Annotated in this window: 16 protein-coding genes and 3 pseudogenes; all 19 read left to right on the plus strand. The window is 61.1% G+C overall.

Annotation, left to right across the window (positions count from 1 at the left end; all coding sequences use genetic code 11):
- Positions 1-50: 50 nt before the first annotated feature.
- The 19 genes and pseudogenes from lipA (at position 51) to H2O14_RS01700 (ending at position 16,772) form a co-directional block, all read left to right on the plus strand.
- Positions 51-1,020 (plus strand): annotated as a pseudogene (lipA, locus tag H2O14_RS01610) (lipoyl synthase).
- A gap of 27 nt (positions 1,021-1,047) precedes the next feature.
- Entirely contained in the window at positions 1,048-1,326 is a 279-nt protein-coding gene (locus H2O14_RS01615; protein ID WP_182829243.1) for a type II toxin-antitoxin system RelE/ParE family toxin, read from the plus strand.
- Complete coding sequence (locus tag H2O14_RS01620; protein ID WP_210275388.1) at positions 1,286-1,546, plus strand: HigA family addiction module antitoxin; 261 nt, start codon at positions 1,286-1,288, stop codon at positions 1,544-1,546. The genes H2O14_RS01615 and H2O14_RS01620 overlap by 41 nt, the downstream gene beginning before the upstream one ends.
- Before the next feature lie 477 nt (positions 1,547-2,023).
- The gene (locus H2O14_RS01625; protein WP_182826259.1) at positions 2,024-2,389 is read left to right on the plus strand and encodes an NADH-quinone oxidoreductase subunit A; all 366 of its coding nucleotides are present in this window, start codon (positions 2,024-2,026) and stop codon (positions 2,387-2,389) included.
- On the plus strand, positions 2,380-2,964 hold the full coding sequence (locus H2O14_RS01630) for a NuoB/complex I 20 kDa subunit family protein (protein WP_182826260.1): 585 nt from the start codon (positions 2,380-2,382) through the stop codon (positions 2,962-2,964). Before H2O14_RS01625 ends, H2O14_RS01630 begins: the two co-directional genes overlap by 10 nt.
- An 11-nt stretch (positions 2,965-2,975) precedes the next feature.
- Complete coding sequence (locus H2O14_RS01635) at positions 2,976-3,575, plus strand: NADH-quinone oxidoreductase subunit C (RefSeq protein ID WP_182826261.1); 600 nt, start codon at positions 2,976-2,978, stop codon at positions 3,573-3,575.
- Positions 3,576-3,606: 31 nt separating this feature from the next.
- Positions 3,607-3,969 carry a four helix bundle protein gene (locus tag H2O14_RS01640; protein WP_182829244.1) on the plus strand — a complete coding sequence of 121 codons (363 nt, stop codon included), beginning with the start codon at positions 3,607-3,609 and terminating at the stop codon, positions 3,967-3,969.
- A gap of 78 nt (positions 3,970-4,047) precedes the next feature.
- Complete coding sequence (locus H2O14_RS01645) at positions 4,048-5,238, plus strand: NADH-quinone oxidoreductase subunit D (protein WP_182826262.1); 1,191 nt, start codon at positions 4,048-4,050, stop codon at positions 5,236-5,238.
- Positions 5,238-5,486, plus strand: a complete 249-nt coding sequence (locus H2O14_RS01650; RefSeq protein ID WP_182826263.1) for a hypothetical protein — start codon at positions 5,238-5,240, stop codon at positions 5,484-5,486. Before H2O14_RS01645 ends, H2O14_RS01650 begins: the two co-directional genes overlap by 1 nt.
- A 15-nt stretch (positions 5,487-5,501) precedes the next feature.
- Complete coding sequence (locus H2O14_RS01655; protein ID WP_182826264.1) at positions 5,502-6,620, plus strand: NADH-quinone oxidoreductase subunit E; 1,119 nt, start codon at positions 5,502-5,504, stop codon at positions 6,618-6,620.
- Positions 6,621-6,630: 10 nt separating this feature from the next.
- A complete protein-coding gene (gene nuoF / locus H2O14_RS01660) occupies positions 6,631-7,935 on the plus strand; it encodes an NADH-quinone oxidoreductase subunit NuoF (protein WP_182826265.1) in 1,305 nt (434 codons plus the stop codon).
- Entirely contained in the window at positions 7,932-8,477 is a 546-nt protein-coding gene (locus H2O14_RS01665; RefSeq protein WP_182826266.1) for a hypothetical protein, read from the plus strand. The genes nuoF and H2O14_RS01665 overlap by 4 nt, the downstream gene beginning before the upstream one ends.
- Position 8,478: 1 nt before the next feature.
- Positions 8,479-10,562, plus strand: a pseudogene (gene nuoG, locus H2O14_RS01670) (NADH-quinone oxidoreductase subunit NuoG).
- A 22-nt stretch (positions 10,563-10,584) separates the two neighbouring features.
- Positions 10,585-11,628 (plus strand): NADH-quinone oxidoreductase subunit NuoH, encoded by a 1,044-nt coding sequence (gene nuoH, locus H2O14_RS01675; protein WP_182826267.1) that lies wholly within the window; start codon positions 10,585-10,587, stop codon positions 11,626-11,628.
- Between the two features lie 38 nt (positions 11,629-11,666).
- Positions 11,667-12,159: pseudogene (gene nuoI, locus H2O14_RS01680) on the plus strand (NADH-quinone oxidoreductase subunit NuoI).
- 117 nt (positions 12,160-12,276) lie between these two features.
- Positions 12,277-12,891, plus strand: a complete 615-nt coding sequence (locus H2O14_RS01685) for an NADH-quinone oxidoreductase subunit J (protein ID WP_182826268.1) — start codon at positions 12,277-12,279, stop codon at positions 12,889-12,891.
- A 21-nt stretch (positions 12,892-12,912) separates the two neighbouring features.
- Complete coding sequence (gene nuoK / locus H2O14_RS01690) at positions 12,913-13,221, plus strand: NADH-quinone oxidoreductase subunit NuoK (RefSeq protein ID WP_137153656.1); 309 nt, start codon at positions 12,913-12,915, stop codon at positions 13,219-13,221.
- A 75-nt stretch (positions 13,222-13,296) separates the two neighbouring features.
- Positions 13,297-15,261: an NADH-quinone oxidoreductase subunit L gene (gene nuoL, locus H2O14_RS01695; protein ID WP_409526894.1), complete on the plus strand. Its 1,965-nt coding sequence runs from the start codon at positions 13,297-13,299 to the stop codon at positions 15,259-15,261.
- The gene (locus tag H2O14_RS01700) at positions 15,261-16,772 is read left to right on the plus strand and encodes an NADH-quinone oxidoreductase subunit M (protein WP_182826269.1); all 1,512 of its coding nucleotides are present in this window, start codon (positions 15,261-15,263) and stop codon (positions 16,770-16,772) included. Before nuoL ends, H2O14_RS01700 begins: the two co-directional genes overlap by 1 nt.
- Positions 16,773-16,780 lie beyond the last annotated feature (8 nt).

Raw genomic sequence — 16,780 nt, forward strand, 5'->3', positions numbered from 1 at the left:
TTGTTTTCAGAAGCCATCCGGTCTCGGCCGGTAGCGAAACGGGGGCCCGAATGGTCACGATCCTCGACACGGTGAACACGGAAAAGCGCGTCCGGCATCCGGAAAAGGCCTATCGCCCGGACACCGAGGTGCTGCGCAAGCCGGAATGGATCCGGGTGAAGGCGCCGGTGTCGAAGGGTTACCAGGAAACCCGCGAACTGGTGCGCGAGCACAAGCTCGTGACCGTCTGCGAGGAAGCCGGCTGCCCGAATATCGGCGAGTGCTGGGACAAGAAGCACGCGACGTTCATGATCATGGGCGAGATCTGCACGCGCGCCTGCGCCTTCTGCAACGTCTCCACCGGCCGCCCGCTGCCGCTCGACCTCGAAGAACCCGGCAACGTCGCCAAGGCGGTCAGAAAGATGGGCCTCAGCCATGTCGTGATCACCTCGGTCGATCGCGACGATCTGGCCGACGGCGGCGCCGAGCATTTCGAAAAGGTGATCTTCGCCATCCGTGAGGCCTCGCCCAAGACCACGATCGAGATCCTCACGCCCGACTTTTTGAAGAAGCCGGGCGCGCTGGAGCGCGTCGTCGCCCGCCAAGCCCGATGTCTTCAACCACAATCTCGAGACCGTGCCCGGCAACTATCTCACCGTCCGTCCCGGCGCGCGCTATTTCCACTCCATCCGCCTGCTGCAGCGGGTCAAGGAACTCGATCCGACCATGTTCACCAAATCCGGCATCATGGTGGGCCTCGGCGAAGAACGCAACGAAGTCCTGCAGCTGATGGACGACCTGCGCACCGCCGACGTGGACTTCCTGACCATCGGCCAGTATCTGCAGCCCACCCGCAAGCATCACCAAGTGATGTCTTTCGTCACGCCGGAGGAATTCAAGTCCTATGAGACGGTCGCCTACGCCAAGGGCTTCCTGATGGTGTCGTCGAGCCCGCTCACCCGCTCCTCCCACCACGCCGGCGACGATTTCGCCCGGCTGAAAGCGGCCCGCGAGAGGCTGGTGCTGGCCAAGGCTGGGTAAAGCTGTATCGGGAGCCTTGGGAATAAGATACAAGGCTTCAGAGACAAGCGAACTGAAGAGCTCTTTCGAGGCCGACCGACAAAATCTATTCCGTCGGACGTCGTGGCCAGGGCGCGGCGGAAGCTGATGAGCATAAACGCCGCGCATGTGGTCGAGGACCTTCTTGCGCCTCCGGGAAACCGGTTGGAAAAGCTGAGCGGAAGTAGGTCAGGCCAGGATTCCATCCGCGTGAATGACCAGTGGCGGATCTGCTTTAGGTGGAGCGATGGCGACGCCTACGATGTCGAGTTCTGTGATTATCATTGAGGCGGTCATGAAATTCATTCCAGATGAGGCGATCCATCCGGGCAAAATTCTCGAACACGAATTCATGGCCGACTTCGATCTGACGCCGGATCTCCTGGCTGCAGCGCTCGGCGTCTCCTCGAGCGCTCTGCAGCCGGTGTTGAGCGGCGCCGCGCCGTTGACCGCAGAACTTTCGCTTCGACTGGCGAGGTACTTCGGAAACACCCCGAGTTTTGGCTGAACCTGCAGCGAACATTTGATCTCGCGGTGGCCACGCGGACGGTGCGTGATCTGGATTCCATACGCCCGGTTTCCGCCGCCTGACAGGCAGAAACTCCCGCATCGCAGCATGTCGTAACGAAAGCTTCGGGACATCACGTAACGTAAGCTCTGGCTGATCGTGACGAGCCGAATCCGTTGAGTCTCCCGCGTCGCCATCGCCTTTTGAAATTACCCAATTTTCGCCCGATTTCATCGAGATGGTGAGGCATATCCGGGAGGAAATTAAACCGCTTTTAACCTCTTGAAGCCCCTGAAATCGGGGCAATAAACTTCACCCTGCGCAAAATTTTCGCAGGGGGTGATTATTGTTAATCTGCGCTTGCTTCTCCCCCTAGCTGCGCTAACCACGTCGCGTTGCAACAATTTTCGGCTATGCCGGAGCGGTGATGCGCACTCGCGCGCCTCCCATCGCGCGGCGCGGCGGGGTTGGATTGAAATGACTGCACTTCTTGGCTCTTACCTGCCAATCGCCATCTTCATCGGAATAGCTTTGGTCATCGGTTTGGCGCTCCTCGTGACGCCGTTCCTGGTCGCCTATCGCGCACCCGATTCGGAAAAGCTTTCCGCTTATGAATGCGGCTTCAACGCGTTCGACGATGCGCGCATGAAATTCGACATCAGGTTCTATCTCGTGTCGATCCTCTTCATCATTTTCGACCTGGAAGTGGCCTTTCTCTTCCCGTGGGCCGTATCATTCGGCGCGATCGGCTGGTTCGGCTTCTGGTCCATGATGGTGTTCCTGGGCGTGCTGACCATCGGCTTTGTCTATGAATGGAAGAAGGGAGCGCTCGAATGGGAGTGACATCCACGAATTCGACCCTCGTCGCCCCGCAGCCGAAGGGCCTCGTCGATCCGTCGACGGGCCGGGCGCTTGGCGCCGACGACCAATTCTTCGGCGAGATCAACAATGAACTCGCCGACAAGGGTTTTCTCGTCACCTCGACGCAGGACCTGATCACCTGGGCGCGCACCGGCTCCCTGATGTGGATGCAGTTCGGTCTCGCCTGCTGCGCCGTCGAGGGCCTGATGCAGGCGTCCGGCCCGCGTTACGACATGGAGCGCTTCGGTGTCGCCCCGCGCGCCTCGCCGCGCCAGTCCGACGTCATGATCGTCGCCGGCACGCTGACCAACAAGATGGCGCCCGCGCTTCGCAAGGTCTATGACCAGATGCCAGAGCCGCGTTACGTGATCTCGATGGGCTCCTGCGCCAATGGCGGCGGCTATTATCACTATTCCTATTCGGTGGTGCGTGGTTGCGACCGCGTCGTGCCGGTGGATGTCTATGTGCCGGGCTGTCCCCCCACTGCGGAAGCGCTGCTTTACGGCGTGCTGCTTCTGCAAAAGAAGATCCGCCGCACCGGCACGATCGAGCGCTGAGGACCGCACTGATGACGACTGCACTCGAAGATCTCTCGATCTATCTGCGCGAAACCCATGGCGAAGCCATCCTAGACGTCAGCGCCGCTTTCGGCGAATTGACGATCGAAGTCGCTCCGGAAAGCTATGTGGCGGTGCTCAAGTTCCTGCGCGACGACCCGCGCTGTCGCTTCCTAAATTTCATCGATACATGCGGCGTCGACTATCCGGAGCGTGAAAAGCGCTTCGATGTCGTGACGCATCTTTTGTCGGTTCACAAGAACATGCGCATTCGCGTCAAGGTTCAGGTGGGCGAGGAAGATGTTCTGGAATCGGCGACCGGCTTGTTCCTGGGCGCCGACTGGTTCGAGCGCGAAGCCTACGACATGTACGGCATCCTGTTCTCCGGCCATCCGGATCTGCGCCGCATCCTCACCGATTACGGTTTCGAGGGCTTCCCGCTGCGCAAAGACTTCCCGATGACCGGCTTCGTCGAAGTTCGCTATGACGACATGGTCAAGCGGGTTGTCTATGAGCCGGTCCAGCTTCGCCAGGAAATGCGCAGCTTCGATTTCCTTTCGCCTTGGGAAGGCACGGATTACGTGCTGCCGGGCGATGAGAAGGCTAAATGAGCGAATAGCGAATAGCGAATAGGGGAGCGGCATCGACTCGTACAAGGACCTCCGCATCTGGCAATTGGCGGTAGATCTTGCAGTAGATTGCTACAAGATCACGAGCAGCTTTCCTCGGGAAGAAATGTTCGGGCTGAGTGCGCAGATTAGAAGGGCGTCCGGATCGATTGCCGCGAACATCGCAGAAGGCCACGGGCGAGAGAGCAGCGGAAGCTTCGTACAGTTTCTGAGGATCGCCCAGGGGTCGCTGAAGGAGTTGGAAACGCATCTTTTGATTGGACATAGGGTGGGTCTGATCGAAAGATTTGATTTCGAAACCCTTGAGTTGAGGTGTATCGAGATCGGCAAGATGGTTCGGGCCCTGATACGGAGCCTGCAAGGTAACAAACGATGAATAGGAAGAGCATGCGGTGACTATCGAACTATTCGCTACTCGCTATTCGCTATTCGCTTCCACATCGGAGCGCGTGACATGACTGAACATAACGTCCGCAATTTCACCATCAACTTCGGACCAGAGCATCCGTCTGCGCACGGCGTGCTGCGTCTGGTGCTGGAGCTGGATGGCGAGATCGTCGAGCGCGTCGACCCGCATATCGGACTGCTGCATCGCGGCACCGAGAAGCTGATCGAATCCAAGACCTATCTCCAGGCCTTGCCCTATTTCGACCGTCTCGACTATGTCGCGCCGATGAACCAGGAGCATGCCTATTCGCTGGCCGTCGAGAAGCTGCTCGGCCTCGAAATCCCGATGCGTGGTCAGCTGATCCGCGTGCTCTATTCCGAAATCGGCCGCATCCTGTCGCATATCATGAACGTGACGACGCAGGCCATGGACGTGGGCGCGATGACGCCGCCGGTCTGGGGTTTCGAAGAGCGCGAAAAGCTGATGGTGTTCTACGAGCGCGCCTCGGGCGCCCGCATGCACGCCGCTTATGTTCGTCCGGGCGGCGTCCATCAGGACATTCCGGAAAAGCTGGTGGAAGACATCGGCAACTGGTGCGATCCCTTCATCAAGACGCTCGACGATATCGAAGGTCTTCTGACCGACAACCGCATCTTCAAGCAGCGCAACGTCGACATCGGCGTGATCTCGCTGGAAGACGCGCTGTCCTGGGGCTTCACCGGCGTGCTGGTGCGCGGTTCGGGCGCGGCCTGGGACTTGCGCCGTGCGCAGCCTTACGAATGCTATTCCGATCTCGAATTCGATGTCGCCGTCGGCAAGAACGGCGATTGCTATGATCGTTACCTGATCCGCATGTTCGAAATGCGTCAGTCGGCCCGGATCATGAAGCAGTGCGTCGAACTCCTGAACGGCAAGCACAAGATCGGTCCGGTCTCGGCGATCGACGGCAAAGTCGTGCCGCCCAAGCGCGGCGAGATGAAGCGGTCGATGGAAGCGTTGATCCATCACTTCAAGCTCTACACCGAAGGCTATCACGTGCCCGCCGGCGAGGTGTATGCCGCCGTCGAAGCGCCCAAGGGCGAGTTCGGCGTCTATCTCGTCTCCGACGGCACCAACAAGCCGTATCGCTGCAAGATCCGCGCTCCGGGTTTTGCGCATCTGCAGGCGATGGACTTCCTCTGCAAGGGCCATCAGCTTGCCGACGTCACCGCCGTTCTCGGCTCTCTCGATATCGTGTTCGGGGAGGTCGACCGCTGATGATCCGGCTTCTGTCCTCGCTTTTGCTTGCGTCCGCCGCGGCCCCCGTGCTCGCGGCGGAAGCCGGCATCGTCGCCGACAGCGACGGGGCGAAGACGCAAATCGGTCAGCTGATCGCCGACGGATACGAGATCAAGGCGGCTGTGCCCAACGGCAAGCGCTTCGTCGTGTTCCTGCAGAAAGACTCAACAGCCTATGCCTGCGAGATGTCCTCCCTGACACAATCGCAGTGCGGCCAGATAAATTGATAGGGCGTCCATAACATGTCCGTACGTCGCTTAGCCGAAGACAGCGTTCAGCCAGCCAGCTTCGCCTTCAACCCGGAAAACTCCGTCTGGGCGGAAGCCACCATCAAGAAATATCCCGCGGGTCGCGAACAGTCGGCGGTCATTCCGCTGCTGATGCGCGCCCAGGAGCAGGACGGCTGGGTGACCAAGGCTGCGATCGAAATGATCGCCGACATGCTCGGCATGGCCTATATCCGCGTGCTCGAAGTCGCCACCTTCTACACGCAGTTCCAGCTTCAGCCGGTCGGCACGCGCGCCCATATCCAGGTATGCGGCACCACGCCCTGCATGCTGCGCGGCGCGGAAGACCTGATTTCGGTCTGCAAGTCGAAGATCCACCACGATCCCCATCATCTCAATGAAGACGGAACGCTGTCCTGGGAAGAAGTGGAATGTCTCGGGGCCTGCGTGAACGCGCCGATGATCGCGATCTTCAAGGACACCTATGAAGACCTGACGGCGACCCAGCTCGAGCACATCATCGACCGTTTCAAGGCCGGCAAGGGCTCCGACATCAAGCCCGGCCCGCAGGTCGAGCGCATTTATTCGGCTCCGGCCGGCGGCCTGACCTCGCTGACGGAAGAAATTCCGCCGGCTCCGAAGTCGGAAGCGCTGACGGGCGCGCCCGCCGCCTCGTCCGAGCCGGCTCAGCCGGCCCATACGCCGCCGTCGAACGCCGCCAAGCCGGACACCAGCGCGCCGGAAACCGATCCCAAGCTGAAGACGCCTGCCGACGGCAAGTCGGCCGAGCCGGATGCGTCGGTCAAGCCGGCGGAGACGGACGCCGGCGTCAAGGCCGCCAAGCCTTCGCTCGACGATCCCAATCGTCCGGCCGGCGTGGATAAGCCCGAGACGCCGGATGACCTCCAGCTGATCTCCGGCATCGGTCCGAAAATCGAGGCGACGCTGAACGGCATCGGCATCTACACCTATGCACAGGTTGCGGCCTGGGGCCCGGCCGAACGCGATTGGGTCGACGGTTTCCTCAATTTCAAGGGCCGCATCGAGCGCGACGATTGGGCGCGCCAGGCCAAAGCGCTGGCCGATGGCGGCGAAGAAGAATATATCAGGGTCTTCGGAAAGAAGCCGCGGTAAGGAATGAGCCATGCTGAGTGACAAGGATCGTATTTTTACCAATATCTACGGCCTCAAGGACAAGTCCCTGAAAGGCGCCATGGCGCGCGGCCACTGGGACGGCACCAAGCAGTTGCTTGAGATGGGCCGTGACTGGATCATAAACGAAGTGAAGGCGTCCGGTCTTCGCGGTCGCGGCGGCGCGGGCTTCCCGACCGGCCTGAAATGGTCCTTCATGCCGAAGGAAAGCGACGGTCGTCCGCATTACCTCGTGGTCAACGCCGACGAATCCGAACCCGGCACCTGTAAGGACCGCGAAATCATGCGCCACGATCCGCATACGCTGATCGAGGGTTGCGTGGTGGCGTCCTTCGCCATGGGCGCGCATGCCGCCTATATCTATGTTCGCGGCGAGTTCATCCGCGAGCGCGAGGCGCTGCAGGCCGCGATCGACGAATGCTATGACGCCGGTCTGCTCGGCAAGAACAACAAACTCGGCTACGACATCGACATTTATGTCCATCACGGCGCCGGCGCTTACATCTGCGGCGAAGAAACCGCGCTGCTCGAAAGCCTCGAAGGCAAGAAGGGCCAGCCGCGCCTGAAGCCGCCGTTCCCGGCCAATATGGGCCTCTATGGCTGTCCGACCACGGTGAACAACGTCGAATCGATCGCCGTGACCCCGACCATCCTGCGTCGCGGCGCGGGCTGGTATTCGAGCTTCGGCCGTCCCAACAACGCCGGCACCAAGCTGTTTTCGGTCTCCGGCCACGTCAACAAGCCGTGCACCGTCGAAGACGCGATGTCGATTACCTTCGAAGAGCTGATCGAAAAGCATTGCGGCGGCATTCGCGGCGGCTGGGACAATCTTCTCGCCGTCATTCCCGGCGGCTCGTCGGTGCCTTGCGTGCCCGGCGCGCAGATGCGTTCGGCGATCATGGATTACGACGGCCTGCGTGAACTGGGCTCCGGCCTCGGCACCGCCGCCGTCATCGTCATGGATAAGTCCACGGATATCGTCAAAGCCATCTGGCGCCTTTCGGCTTTCTACAAGCATGAGAGCTGCGGCCAGTGCACGCCCTGCCGCGAAGGCACGGGCTGGATGATGCGCGTGATGGAGCGCATGGTGAGGGGTCAGGCGCAGAAACGCGAAATCGACATGCTGTTCCAGGTGACCAAGCAGGTGGAAGGCCATACGATCTGCGCGCTCGGCGACGCAGCCGCCTGGCCGATCCAGGGTCTGATCAAACATTTCCGTCCGGTGATGGAAGAGCGGATCGACCAGTACACCCGCAACGCCATGGCGCATGGAGCGGTGCTCGAAGCGGCGGAGTGAGCGAGATGGGCAGTGGCGGGACGGAGAAGCAAGGCAAGACCGACAACGGGTCGAGCAGCCGCTCTCCGGAACTCGCCGAGCTGTCCGCCCGCATGCTGGCCGAACAGGCCTCGATGCTTCAGGTGATGACCGTCTTCGGTATGCAGATGGCGGGAGCCTTCATGGGTGCCGTCGCCAATGCGCTGGAGCGGAAGACCGAAGAAGGCCCTGCCGCCGAACCGACGCCGCAAGAGGCGTCGGTGGTGGAGACACCGGAACCGCAACAGGAGCCTGTTGCGGCAAAGCCGCAGAAAAAGGCCAGGGCGTCGGTCGCGAAAAAGGTTCGCAAGTCGACACAGGCGGGCCCGGACGATTTGAAGAAGATTTCGGGCGTCGGCCCGAGATTGGAAAAAGTGCTCAACGGCATGGGCGTCACGACCTACGCGCAGATCGCGACATGGTCCGACGACGAAATGCTGAAAATGGATGAGACGCTTGGCCTCGATAACCGGATTGTCCGGGATCAATGGGTCAAACAAGCGAAAGCGCTGTTGGAAGGCTGAAATGGCGAAGCTGAAAGTTGACGGAAAAGAGATCGAGGTCCCGGATCATTTCACGCTGTTGCAGGCGTGCGAAGAGGCTGGCGCCGAGGTTCCCCGGTTCTGTTTTCACGAGCGACTGTCGGTCGCCGGCAATTGCCGCATGTGTCTGGTCGAGGTGAAGGGCGGCCCGCCAAAGCCGGCGGCCTCCTGCGCCATGGGCGTGCGCGACATCCGCGGCGGCCCGAACGGCGAACTGCCGGAAGTGTACACCAACACGCCGATGGTCAAAAAGGCGCGCGAAGGGGTGATGGAGTTCCTGCTCATCAACCATCCGCTCGATTGCCCGATCTGCGACCAGGGCGGCGAATGCGACCTGCAGGACCAGGCCATGGCCTTCGGCGTCGACTCCTCGCGCTACACCGAAAACAAACGCGCGGTCGAAGACAAATATATCGGCCCGCTCGTCAAGACCGTGATGAACCGCTGCATTCACTGCACGCGCTGCGTCCGCTTCACCACCGAAGTGGCAGGGATCACCGAGCTCGGCCTGATCGGTCGCGGCGAAGACGCCGAGATCACCACCTATCTCGAACAGGCGATGACGTCGGAGCTTCAGGGCAACGTCGTCGACCTCTGCCCGGTCGGCGCGCTGACCTCCAAGCCCTTCGCCTTCACGGCGCGTCCCTGGGAACTCGGCAAGACCGAATCGATCGACGTGATGGACGCGCTCGGCTCGGCGATCCGCGTCGACACGCGTGGTCGCGAAGTGATGCGCATCATGCCGCGCGTCAACGAAGACATCAACGAAGAGTGGATTTCCGACAAGAGCCGCTTCATCTGGGACGGCCTGCGCACCCAGCGCCTCGATCGTCCCTACGTCCGCAAGGATGGCCGCCTCGTTCCGGCCTCTTGGGCTGAAGCCTTCGCGACCATCAAGGCCGCCGTCGCCAAGACCTCGGGCGACAAGATCGGCGCGATTGCCGGCGATCTGGCCACCGTCGAGGAAATGTTCGCGCTGAAGTCGCTGATGGCCTCGCTCGGCTCCGAGAATATCGATTGCCGTCAGGACGGCGCACAGCTCGATCCGTCGCTGGGCCGTTCGACCTACCTCTTCAATCCGACAATCGCCGGCATCGAAGACGCCGACGCGCTGCTGATCATCGGCTCCAACCCGCGCTTCGAAGCGGCCGTGCTCAACGCCCGCATCCGCAAGCGCTGGCGCCGCGGCGGCTTCCCGATCGGGGTGATCGGCGAAAGCGGCGAACTGCGCTACGATTATGACTATCTCGGCGCCGGCACTGATACCCTCAACGATCTTGTCGCCGGCAACGGCGCGTTCCTCGACAAGCTCAAGAACGCTCAACGTCCGCTGATCATCCTCGGTCAGGGCGCAATCACCGGCGCTGAAGGCCGCGCGGTTCTCGCCGCCGCTGCTGCGCTCGCCGAAAGCGTGGGCGCGATCAAGGACGGCTGGAACGGTTTCGCCGTGCTGCACACTGCGGCGTCGCGTGTCGGCGGCCTCGACCTCGGCTTCGTGCCGGGTGAGAAGGGCGTGGATGCGCAGACCCAGGTCGCAACCATGGACGTGTTGTTCCTGCTCGGCGCCGATGAACTCGACTTTTCGAAGAAGAGCACGAATCTGCTCGTCTATATCGGCTCGCATGGCGACGGCGGCGCGTCGCAGGCCGACGTGATCCTGCCGGGCGCCGCCTACACCGAAAAGGCCGGCGTCTTCGTCAACACCGAAGGCCGCGTCCAGTTCGCCAACCGCGCCAACTTCGCCCCCGGCGAGGCGCGCGAGGACTGGGCTGTGCTGCGCGCTCTGTCGGATGTTCTCGGCAAGAAGCTTCCCTTTGATTCGCTTCAGCAATTGCGCGCCAAACTGTTCGCGGCGCATCCGCATTTCGCAGAAGAGGATACGATCGTGGCAGGCTCGGGCGACGAGGTTGCTGCGCTTGCGAAAAAAAACCGAGGGCAATGGCGAAATCTGCGTTTGCTTCTCCGGTCAAAGACTTCTATTTGACGAACCCGATAGCGCGTGCGTCGGCCGTCATGGCCGAATGCTCGGCCTTGGCTCGCAACAACTTCAAGGCCGCCGCCGAGTAAGGCGCGAAGGGGCTAAAGGATCATGGACACTTTTCTTTCGACCTATTTGTGGCCAGCGTTGATCATCGTAGGGCAATCGCTGCTCCTGCTGGTCTGCCTGCTCGTCTTCATCGCCTATGTTCTGCTCTATGACCGCAAGATCTGGGCGGCCGTTCAGCTGCGCCGTGGTCCTAACGTGGTGGGTCCCTGGGGACTTTTCCAGTCCTTCGCCGACCTTTTGAAATTCATGTTCAAGGAGCCGGTCATTCCGGCCGGCGCCAACAAGGGCGTCTTCCTGCTCGCCCCGCTGGTCGCCGTGACGCTCGCGCTCGCCACATGGGCGGTGATACCGGTCAACAACAACTGGGTGATCGCCAATATCAATGTCGGCATCTTATTCGTGTTCGCGATTTCCTCGCTCGAAGTCTATGGCATCATCATGGGCGGCTGGGCGTCGAACTCGAAATATCCGTTCCTCGGCGCGTTGCGCTCGGCGGCGCAGATGGTGTCCTACGAAGTCTCCATGGGCTTCATCATCGTCACCGTTCTGCTCTGCGTCGGCTCGCTGAACCTGACGGACATCGTGGTCGCGCAGCAGGACGGCCTCGGCACGCGTCTCGGCCTTCCCAGCTCCTTCCTGGACTGGCATTGGCTGGCGCTCTTCCCGATGTTCATCATCTTCTTCATCTCGGCGCTGGCTGAAACCAACCGCCCGCCCTTCGACCTTCCGGAAGCGGAATCTGAACTGGTGGCGGGCTTTATGGTCGAATACGGCTCCACGCCCTACATGATGTTCATGCTCGGCGAATATGCCGCGATCGTGCTGATGTGCGCGCTGACCACCATCCTGTTCCTCGGCGGCTGGCTGCCTCCGGTCGACTTCTGGCTGATCAACTGGGTGCCGGGCATCGTCTGGTTCCTGCTCAAGGTCATCCTGTGCTTCACGATGTTCGGCATGGTGAAGGCGATCGTTCCGCGCTACCGCTACGACCAGCTGATGCGTCTGGGCTGGAAGGTGTTCCTGCCGCTGTCGCTCGCCATGGTCGTCGTGACCGCCTTCGTCCTCAAGCTGACGGGTTGGGCATGATGTCGGCGGCAAAGTTTACTGGAAAAGGAGAATAGACGATGGCTGCTCTTTCCCAAGCTGTCAGCTCGCTGTTCCTGAAGGAATTCGTGAAGGCGCTCGGCCTCGCCTCGAGCTATTTCATCAAGCCCAAGGCGACGGTGAACTATCCGTTCGAAAAGGGTCCGGTCAGCCCGCGCTTTCGCGGCGAACACGCGCTGCGCCGTTATCCCAACGGTGAAGAGCGCTGCATCGCCTGCAAGCTGTGCGAGGCGATCTGTCCTGCCCAGGCCATCACCATCGAAGCCGGCCCGCGCCGCAACGACGGCACCCGCCGCACGGTGCGCTACGACATCGACATGGTAAAGTGCATCTATTGCGGCTTCTGCCAGGAGGCATGCCCGGTCGACGCGATCGTCGAGGGCCCGAATTTCGAATTCGCGACCGAAACGCGCGAAGAGCTTTATTTACGACAAGGAAAAACTGCTCAACAACGGCGACCGGTGGGAGCGCGAAATCGCGGCGAACATCGCCATGGACGCGCCGTATCGCTGAGCGGGAACGACAAAACCCCGGTCTCCGGGGTTCATTCAATTGGGCCCGGAAAAACCGGGCGATATTCGGGGCAGGGGCTGGCTTTCGTCACGCTCCGGGGAAGAAAAAGGCGCCAAAATGGGTCTGCAGGCTCTGTTTTTCTATCTGTTCGCCTTCGTCGCTGTGGCGTCGGCATTCATGGTCATCTGGGCTAAAAACCCGGTTCATTCGGTTCTGTTTCTGATTTTGACATTCGTCAACGCGGCGGGTCTGTTCCTGCTGACCGGCGCCGAATATCTGGCCATGCTTCTGCTGGTCGTCTATGTCGGCGCGGTCGCGGTTCTCTTCCTGTTCGTGGTGATGATGCTCGACATCGATTTCACCAAGCTGAGAGCCAGCGCGCTGGAATATGCGCCGGTGGGCGTGTTGATCGGCCTGATCCTCGCGGCCGAACTGATCATCGTGATCGGCGGCAGCGTGTTTTCTCCGGAAGTCGCCAAGAATGTGTCGATGCCGATTCCGGCGGTGACGGAACGCCAGAACACCGCGGCGATCGGCGACGTGCTCTACACCCATTACGTCTTCTACTTCCAGCTCGCCGGCCTCGTGCTGCTGGTCGCGATGATCGGCGCCATCGTGCTGACCTTGAAGCATCGCACGGACATCAAGCGCCAGGACATTTCGCGTCAGGTGGCGCGCAAGCCGGAAACCGCAATCTCCGTGGTCAGCCCGAAGCCGGGCCAGGGCATCTGAGGGTAGGGGAAGGAAAGAAACATGGAAATCACCATCGGTCATTACCTCACCGTCAGCGCCATCCTGTTCATGCTCGGCGTGTTCGGCATCTTCCTGAACCGCAAGAACGTCATCATCATCCTGATGTCGGTCGAATTGATCCTGCTCGCGGTCAACATCAACATGGTGGCGTTTTCCACCTTCCTGAACGACATCACCGGTCAGGTTTTCGCATTGTTCATTCTGACCGTCGCGGCAGCGGAAGCCGCCATCGGTCTCGCAATTCTCGTCGTCTTCTATCGTAACCGGGGCACGATCGCGGTCGAAGACGTCAACATGATGAAGGGCTGAGAAGGCTATGATCATCTACAAACTCATTGTCTTCCTTCCGCTGTTGGGATCGCTGATCGCGGGTCTGGGGGACCTGTGATCGGCGCCAAGGCGTCGGAATATGTGACCACCGGCCTCATGATGATCGTGGCGGCCCTGTCATGGATCGTCTTCTTCGACGTCGCGCTCGGCGAGACGCAGACCATCGTTCCGGTGCTGCGCTGGATCCAGTCCGGCGGCGTCGATGTCGAATGGGCGTTCCGGATCGACACGCTGACCGCCGTGATGTTCGTGGTCGTGAACTCGGTGTCCTGCCTCGTCCATCTCTATTCGATCGGCTACATGCATCACGATCCGCATCGGCCGCGCTTCTTCGCCTATCTGTCTCTGTTCACCTTCGCCATGCTGATGCTGGTGACGTCCGACAACCTGCTGCAGATGTTCTTCGGCTGGGAAGGCGTGGGTCTCGCATCCTATCTGCTGATTGGTTTCTGGTATAAGAAGCCCTCGGCCAGCGCCGCGGCGATGAAGGCGTTCATCGTCAACCGCGTCGGCGACTTCGGCTTCGCGCTCGGCATCTTCGGGATCTTCGTGCTGTTCGGCTCGATCAACTTCGACTCGATCTTCGCCGCCGCCGCCACCTATCTGCCGGCCGCCGCCGAACATGCCGCTGAAGGCGCCGCCGCCGCGACCGGCGAACACGCCGCCGTCGCCGGCGACACGGTGCTCAACTTCCTGGGCATGCATCTCGACAAAGCCAGCGCGCTGACCGCCATCTGCCTGCTGCTGTTCATGGGCGCAATGGGCAAGTCCGCCCAGTTCCTGCTGCACACCTGGCTGCCGGACGCCATGGAAGGCCCGACGCCGGTGTCGGCGCTCATCCATGCCGCGACCATGGTCACCGCCGGCGTCTTCCTCGTCGCCCGCATGTCGCCGCTGTTCGAACTGTCGCACACCGCGCTGATGATCGTGACGCTGGTCGGCTCGATCACCGCCTTCTTCGCGGCCTCGGTAGGCTTGGTGCAGAACGACATCAAGCGCGTCATCGCATACTCGACCTGTTCGCAGCTCGGCTATATGTTCGTAGCCCTCGGCGTCGGCGCCTATGGCGCGGCCGTGTTCCACCTGTTCACGCACGCCTTCTTCAAGGCGCTGCTGTTCCTCTGCGCAGGTTCGGTCATCCATGCCGTCTCCGACGAGCAGGACATGCGCTACATGGGCGGACTGCGCACGCATATTCCGCGCACCTTCTGGATGATGATGATCGGCACGCTGGCCATCACCGGCGTCGGCATCCCCGGCACCCCGATCGGCTTCGCAGGCTTCTTCTCGAAGGACTCGATCATCGAGGCGACGTTTGCCGCGCACAGCCCGCTGTCCGGTTGGGCCTTCACGCTGCTGGTCATCGCCGCCTGCTTCACGAGCTTCTATTCGTGGCGCCTGATCTTCATGACTTTCTTCGGCAAGCCGCGCGCCTCGCACGACGTCATGCACCATGTGCATGAATCGCCGAACGTGATGCTGATCCCGCTCTATCTCCTCGCCATCGGCGCGGTGCTGGCCGGCGTGATCTTCCACGACCACTTCTTCGGCGAAGCCTATGCCGAATTCTGGAAGGGCGCGCTGTTCACGGCTCCCGGCAACGAAGTGCTCGAACACTTCCACCATGTGCCGCTGCTGGTGAAGTGGAGCTCGTTCATCGCCATGGCGCTCGGCTTCATCGTGGCCTGGATCATGTATATCCGCGCGCCCTGGATGCCGTCCTACCTCGCCCAGCAGCATGACGGTCTCTACAAGTTCCTGCTGAACAAGTGGTACTTCGACGAGCTCTACGACCTACTGTTCGTGCGTTCGTCCAAGTGGCTCGGCCGCTTCCTGTGGAAGCAGGGCGACGGAACCGTCATCGACGGCTTCGGGCCCAACGGCATCGCCGCCCGCGTGGTGGATGTCACCGGCCGCGTCGTTCGCCTGCAGACCGGTTTCCTTTATCAATACGCCTTCGTGATGCTGATCGGCATTGCCGCTCTGATAACCTGGATGATGCTCGGGAGTTCGTTCTAATGTCCGGTTGGCCCATTCTCTCCCTGGTCACCTTCCTGCCTCTGGTCGGCGTGGTGCTGTTGCTGCTGATGAGGGGCGACAGCGAGGCGGGGCGGCGCAACGTGCTGCTCATCTCGCTCGCCACCTCGGTCGTGACGTTCGTCGTCTCTCTGTTCATCTGGACGGGTTTCGACAATTCCAACCCCGGCTACCAGTTCGTCGAGAAGATGAACTGGTTGAACACCGGCATTTCCTACCATGTCGGCGTCGACGGCATCTCGATGCTGTTCGTGATCCTGTCGACCTTCCTCGTGCCTTTCTGCATCCTGGCCAGCTGGTATTCGGTGGAGAAGCGCATCAAGGAATACATGATCGCCTTCCTGCTGCTCGAAACGCTGATGATCGGCGTGTTCGTGGCGCTCGACATCGTGCTCTTCTACGTCTTCTTCGAAGGCGTGCTGATCCCGATGTTCATCATCATCGGCGTCTGGGGCGGCAAGGATCGCGTCTATGCGTCCTACAAGTTCTTCCTCTACACGCTGCTCGGTTCGGTGCTGATGCTGCTCGCCATCATGGCGATGTATTGGGACGCCGGCACGACGGACATCACGGTTCTCGCAGGCCACAAGTTCCCGGCCAATATGCAGACCTGGTTGTGGCTTGCCTTCTTCGCGTCGTTCGCGGTGAAGATGCCGATGTGGCCGGTTCACACCTGGCTGCCCGACGCGCACGTTCAGGCGCCGACGGCGGGTTCGGTCATTCTGGCCGGCGTCATGCTGAAGCTCGGCGGTTACGGCTTCCTCCGTTTCTCGCTGCCGATGTTCCCGCTGGCGTCCGACTATTTCGCGCCCTTCGTTTTCGCGCTGTCGGTCATCGCCATCATCTACACCTCGCTGGTGGCGATGATGCAGGAAGATATCAAGAAGCTGATCGCCTATTCGTCGGTCGCCCACATGGGTTACGTGACCATGGGCATCTTCGCGGCCAACACCCAGGGTGTGCAGGGCGCGATCTTCCAGATGCTCAGCCACGGCATCGTCTCCGGCGCGCTGTTCCTCTGCGTCGGCGTGGTCTATGACCGCATGCACACCCGCGACATCGACGCCTATGGCGGCCTGGTCAACAACATGCCGAAATATGCGGTGGCCTTCATGGTGTTCACCATGGCCAATGTCGGTCTGCCCGGCACGTCCGGCTTCGTCGGCGAATTCCTGACCCTGCTCGGCGCCTTCCGCGCCAACACCTGGGTCGCGCTCTTCGCCACCACCGGCGTCATCCTGTCGGCAGCCTATGCCCTCTGGCTCTATCGTCGGGTCGTTTGGGGCGCGCTCGAGAAGGAAAGCCTCAAGAAGCTTCTCGACCTGTCGCCGCGCGAACAGCTGATCCTCTATCCGATGATCGTGCTGACCATCTTCTTCGGCGTCTATCCCGCGCCGGTGTTCGACGCCACGGCCGCCTCGGTCGAGCTTCTCGTCAACAATTACTCTGCGGCTCTGGAGGCAGCGCACAGCGTTGCCGCCGCGGCCAACTGATCACAGGA

Origin of the sequence: Rhizobium sp. G21 (assembly GCF_014158035.1) — a bacterium.
Taxonomy (GTDB): Bacteria; Pseudomonadota; Alphaproteobacteria; order Rhizobiales; family Rhizobiaceae; genus Rhizobium_E.

What these genes read in the sequence shown, in the direction of transcription:
- H2O14_RS01650 (WP_182826263.1), top strand. Translation starts at nt 5,238, where the DNA reads ATGATCCGGCTTCTGTCCTCGCTTTTGCTTGCGTCCGCCGCGGCCCCC.
- H2O14_RS01700 (WP_182826269.1), top strand. Translation starts at nt 15,261, where the DNA reads ATGTCCGGTTGGCCCATTCTCTCCCTGGTCACCTTCCTGCCTCTGGTC.
- nuoK (WP_137153656.1), top strand. Translation starts at nt 12,913, where the DNA reads ATGGAAATCACCATCGGTCATTACCTCACCGTCAGCGCCATCCTGTTC.
- nuoF (WP_182826265.1), top strand. Translation starts at nt 6,631, where the DNA reads ATGCTGAGTGACAAGGATCGTATTTTTACCAATATCTACGGCCTCAAG.
- H2O14_RS01630 (WP_182826260.1), top strand. Translation starts at nt 2,380, where the DNA reads ATGGGAGTGACATCCACGAATTCGACCCTCGTCGCCCCGCAGCCGAAG.
- H2O14_RS01635 (WP_182826261.1), top strand. Translation starts at nt 2,976, where the DNA reads ATGACGACTGCACTCGAAGATCTCTCGATCTATCTGCGCGAAACCCAT.
- H2O14_RS01685 (WP_182826268.1), top strand. Translation starts at nt 12,277, where the DNA reads ATGGGTCTGCAGGCTCTGTTTTTCTATCTGTTCGCCTTCGTCGCTGTG.
- H2O14_RS01620 (WP_210275388.1), top strand. Translation starts at nt 1,286, where the DNA reads ATGGCGACGCCTACGATGTCGAGTTCTGTGATTATCATTGAGGCGGTC.
- nuoH (WP_182826267.1), top strand. Translation starts at nt 10,585, where the DNA reads ATGGACACTTTTCTTTCGACCTATTTGTGGCCAGCGTTGATCATCGTA.
- H2O14_RS01645 (WP_182826262.1), top strand. Translation starts at nt 4,048, where the DNA reads ATGACTGAACATAACGTCCGCAATTTCACCATCAACTTCGGACCAGAG.
- H2O14_RS01655 (WP_182826264.1), top strand. Translation starts at nt 5,502, where the DNA reads ATGTCCGTACGTCGCTTAGCCGAAGACAGCGTTCAGCCAGCCAGCTTC.
- H2O14_RS01625 (WP_182826259.1), top strand. Translation starts at nt 2,024, where the DNA reads ATGACTGCACTTCTTGGCTCTTACCTGCCAATCGCCATCTTCATCGGA.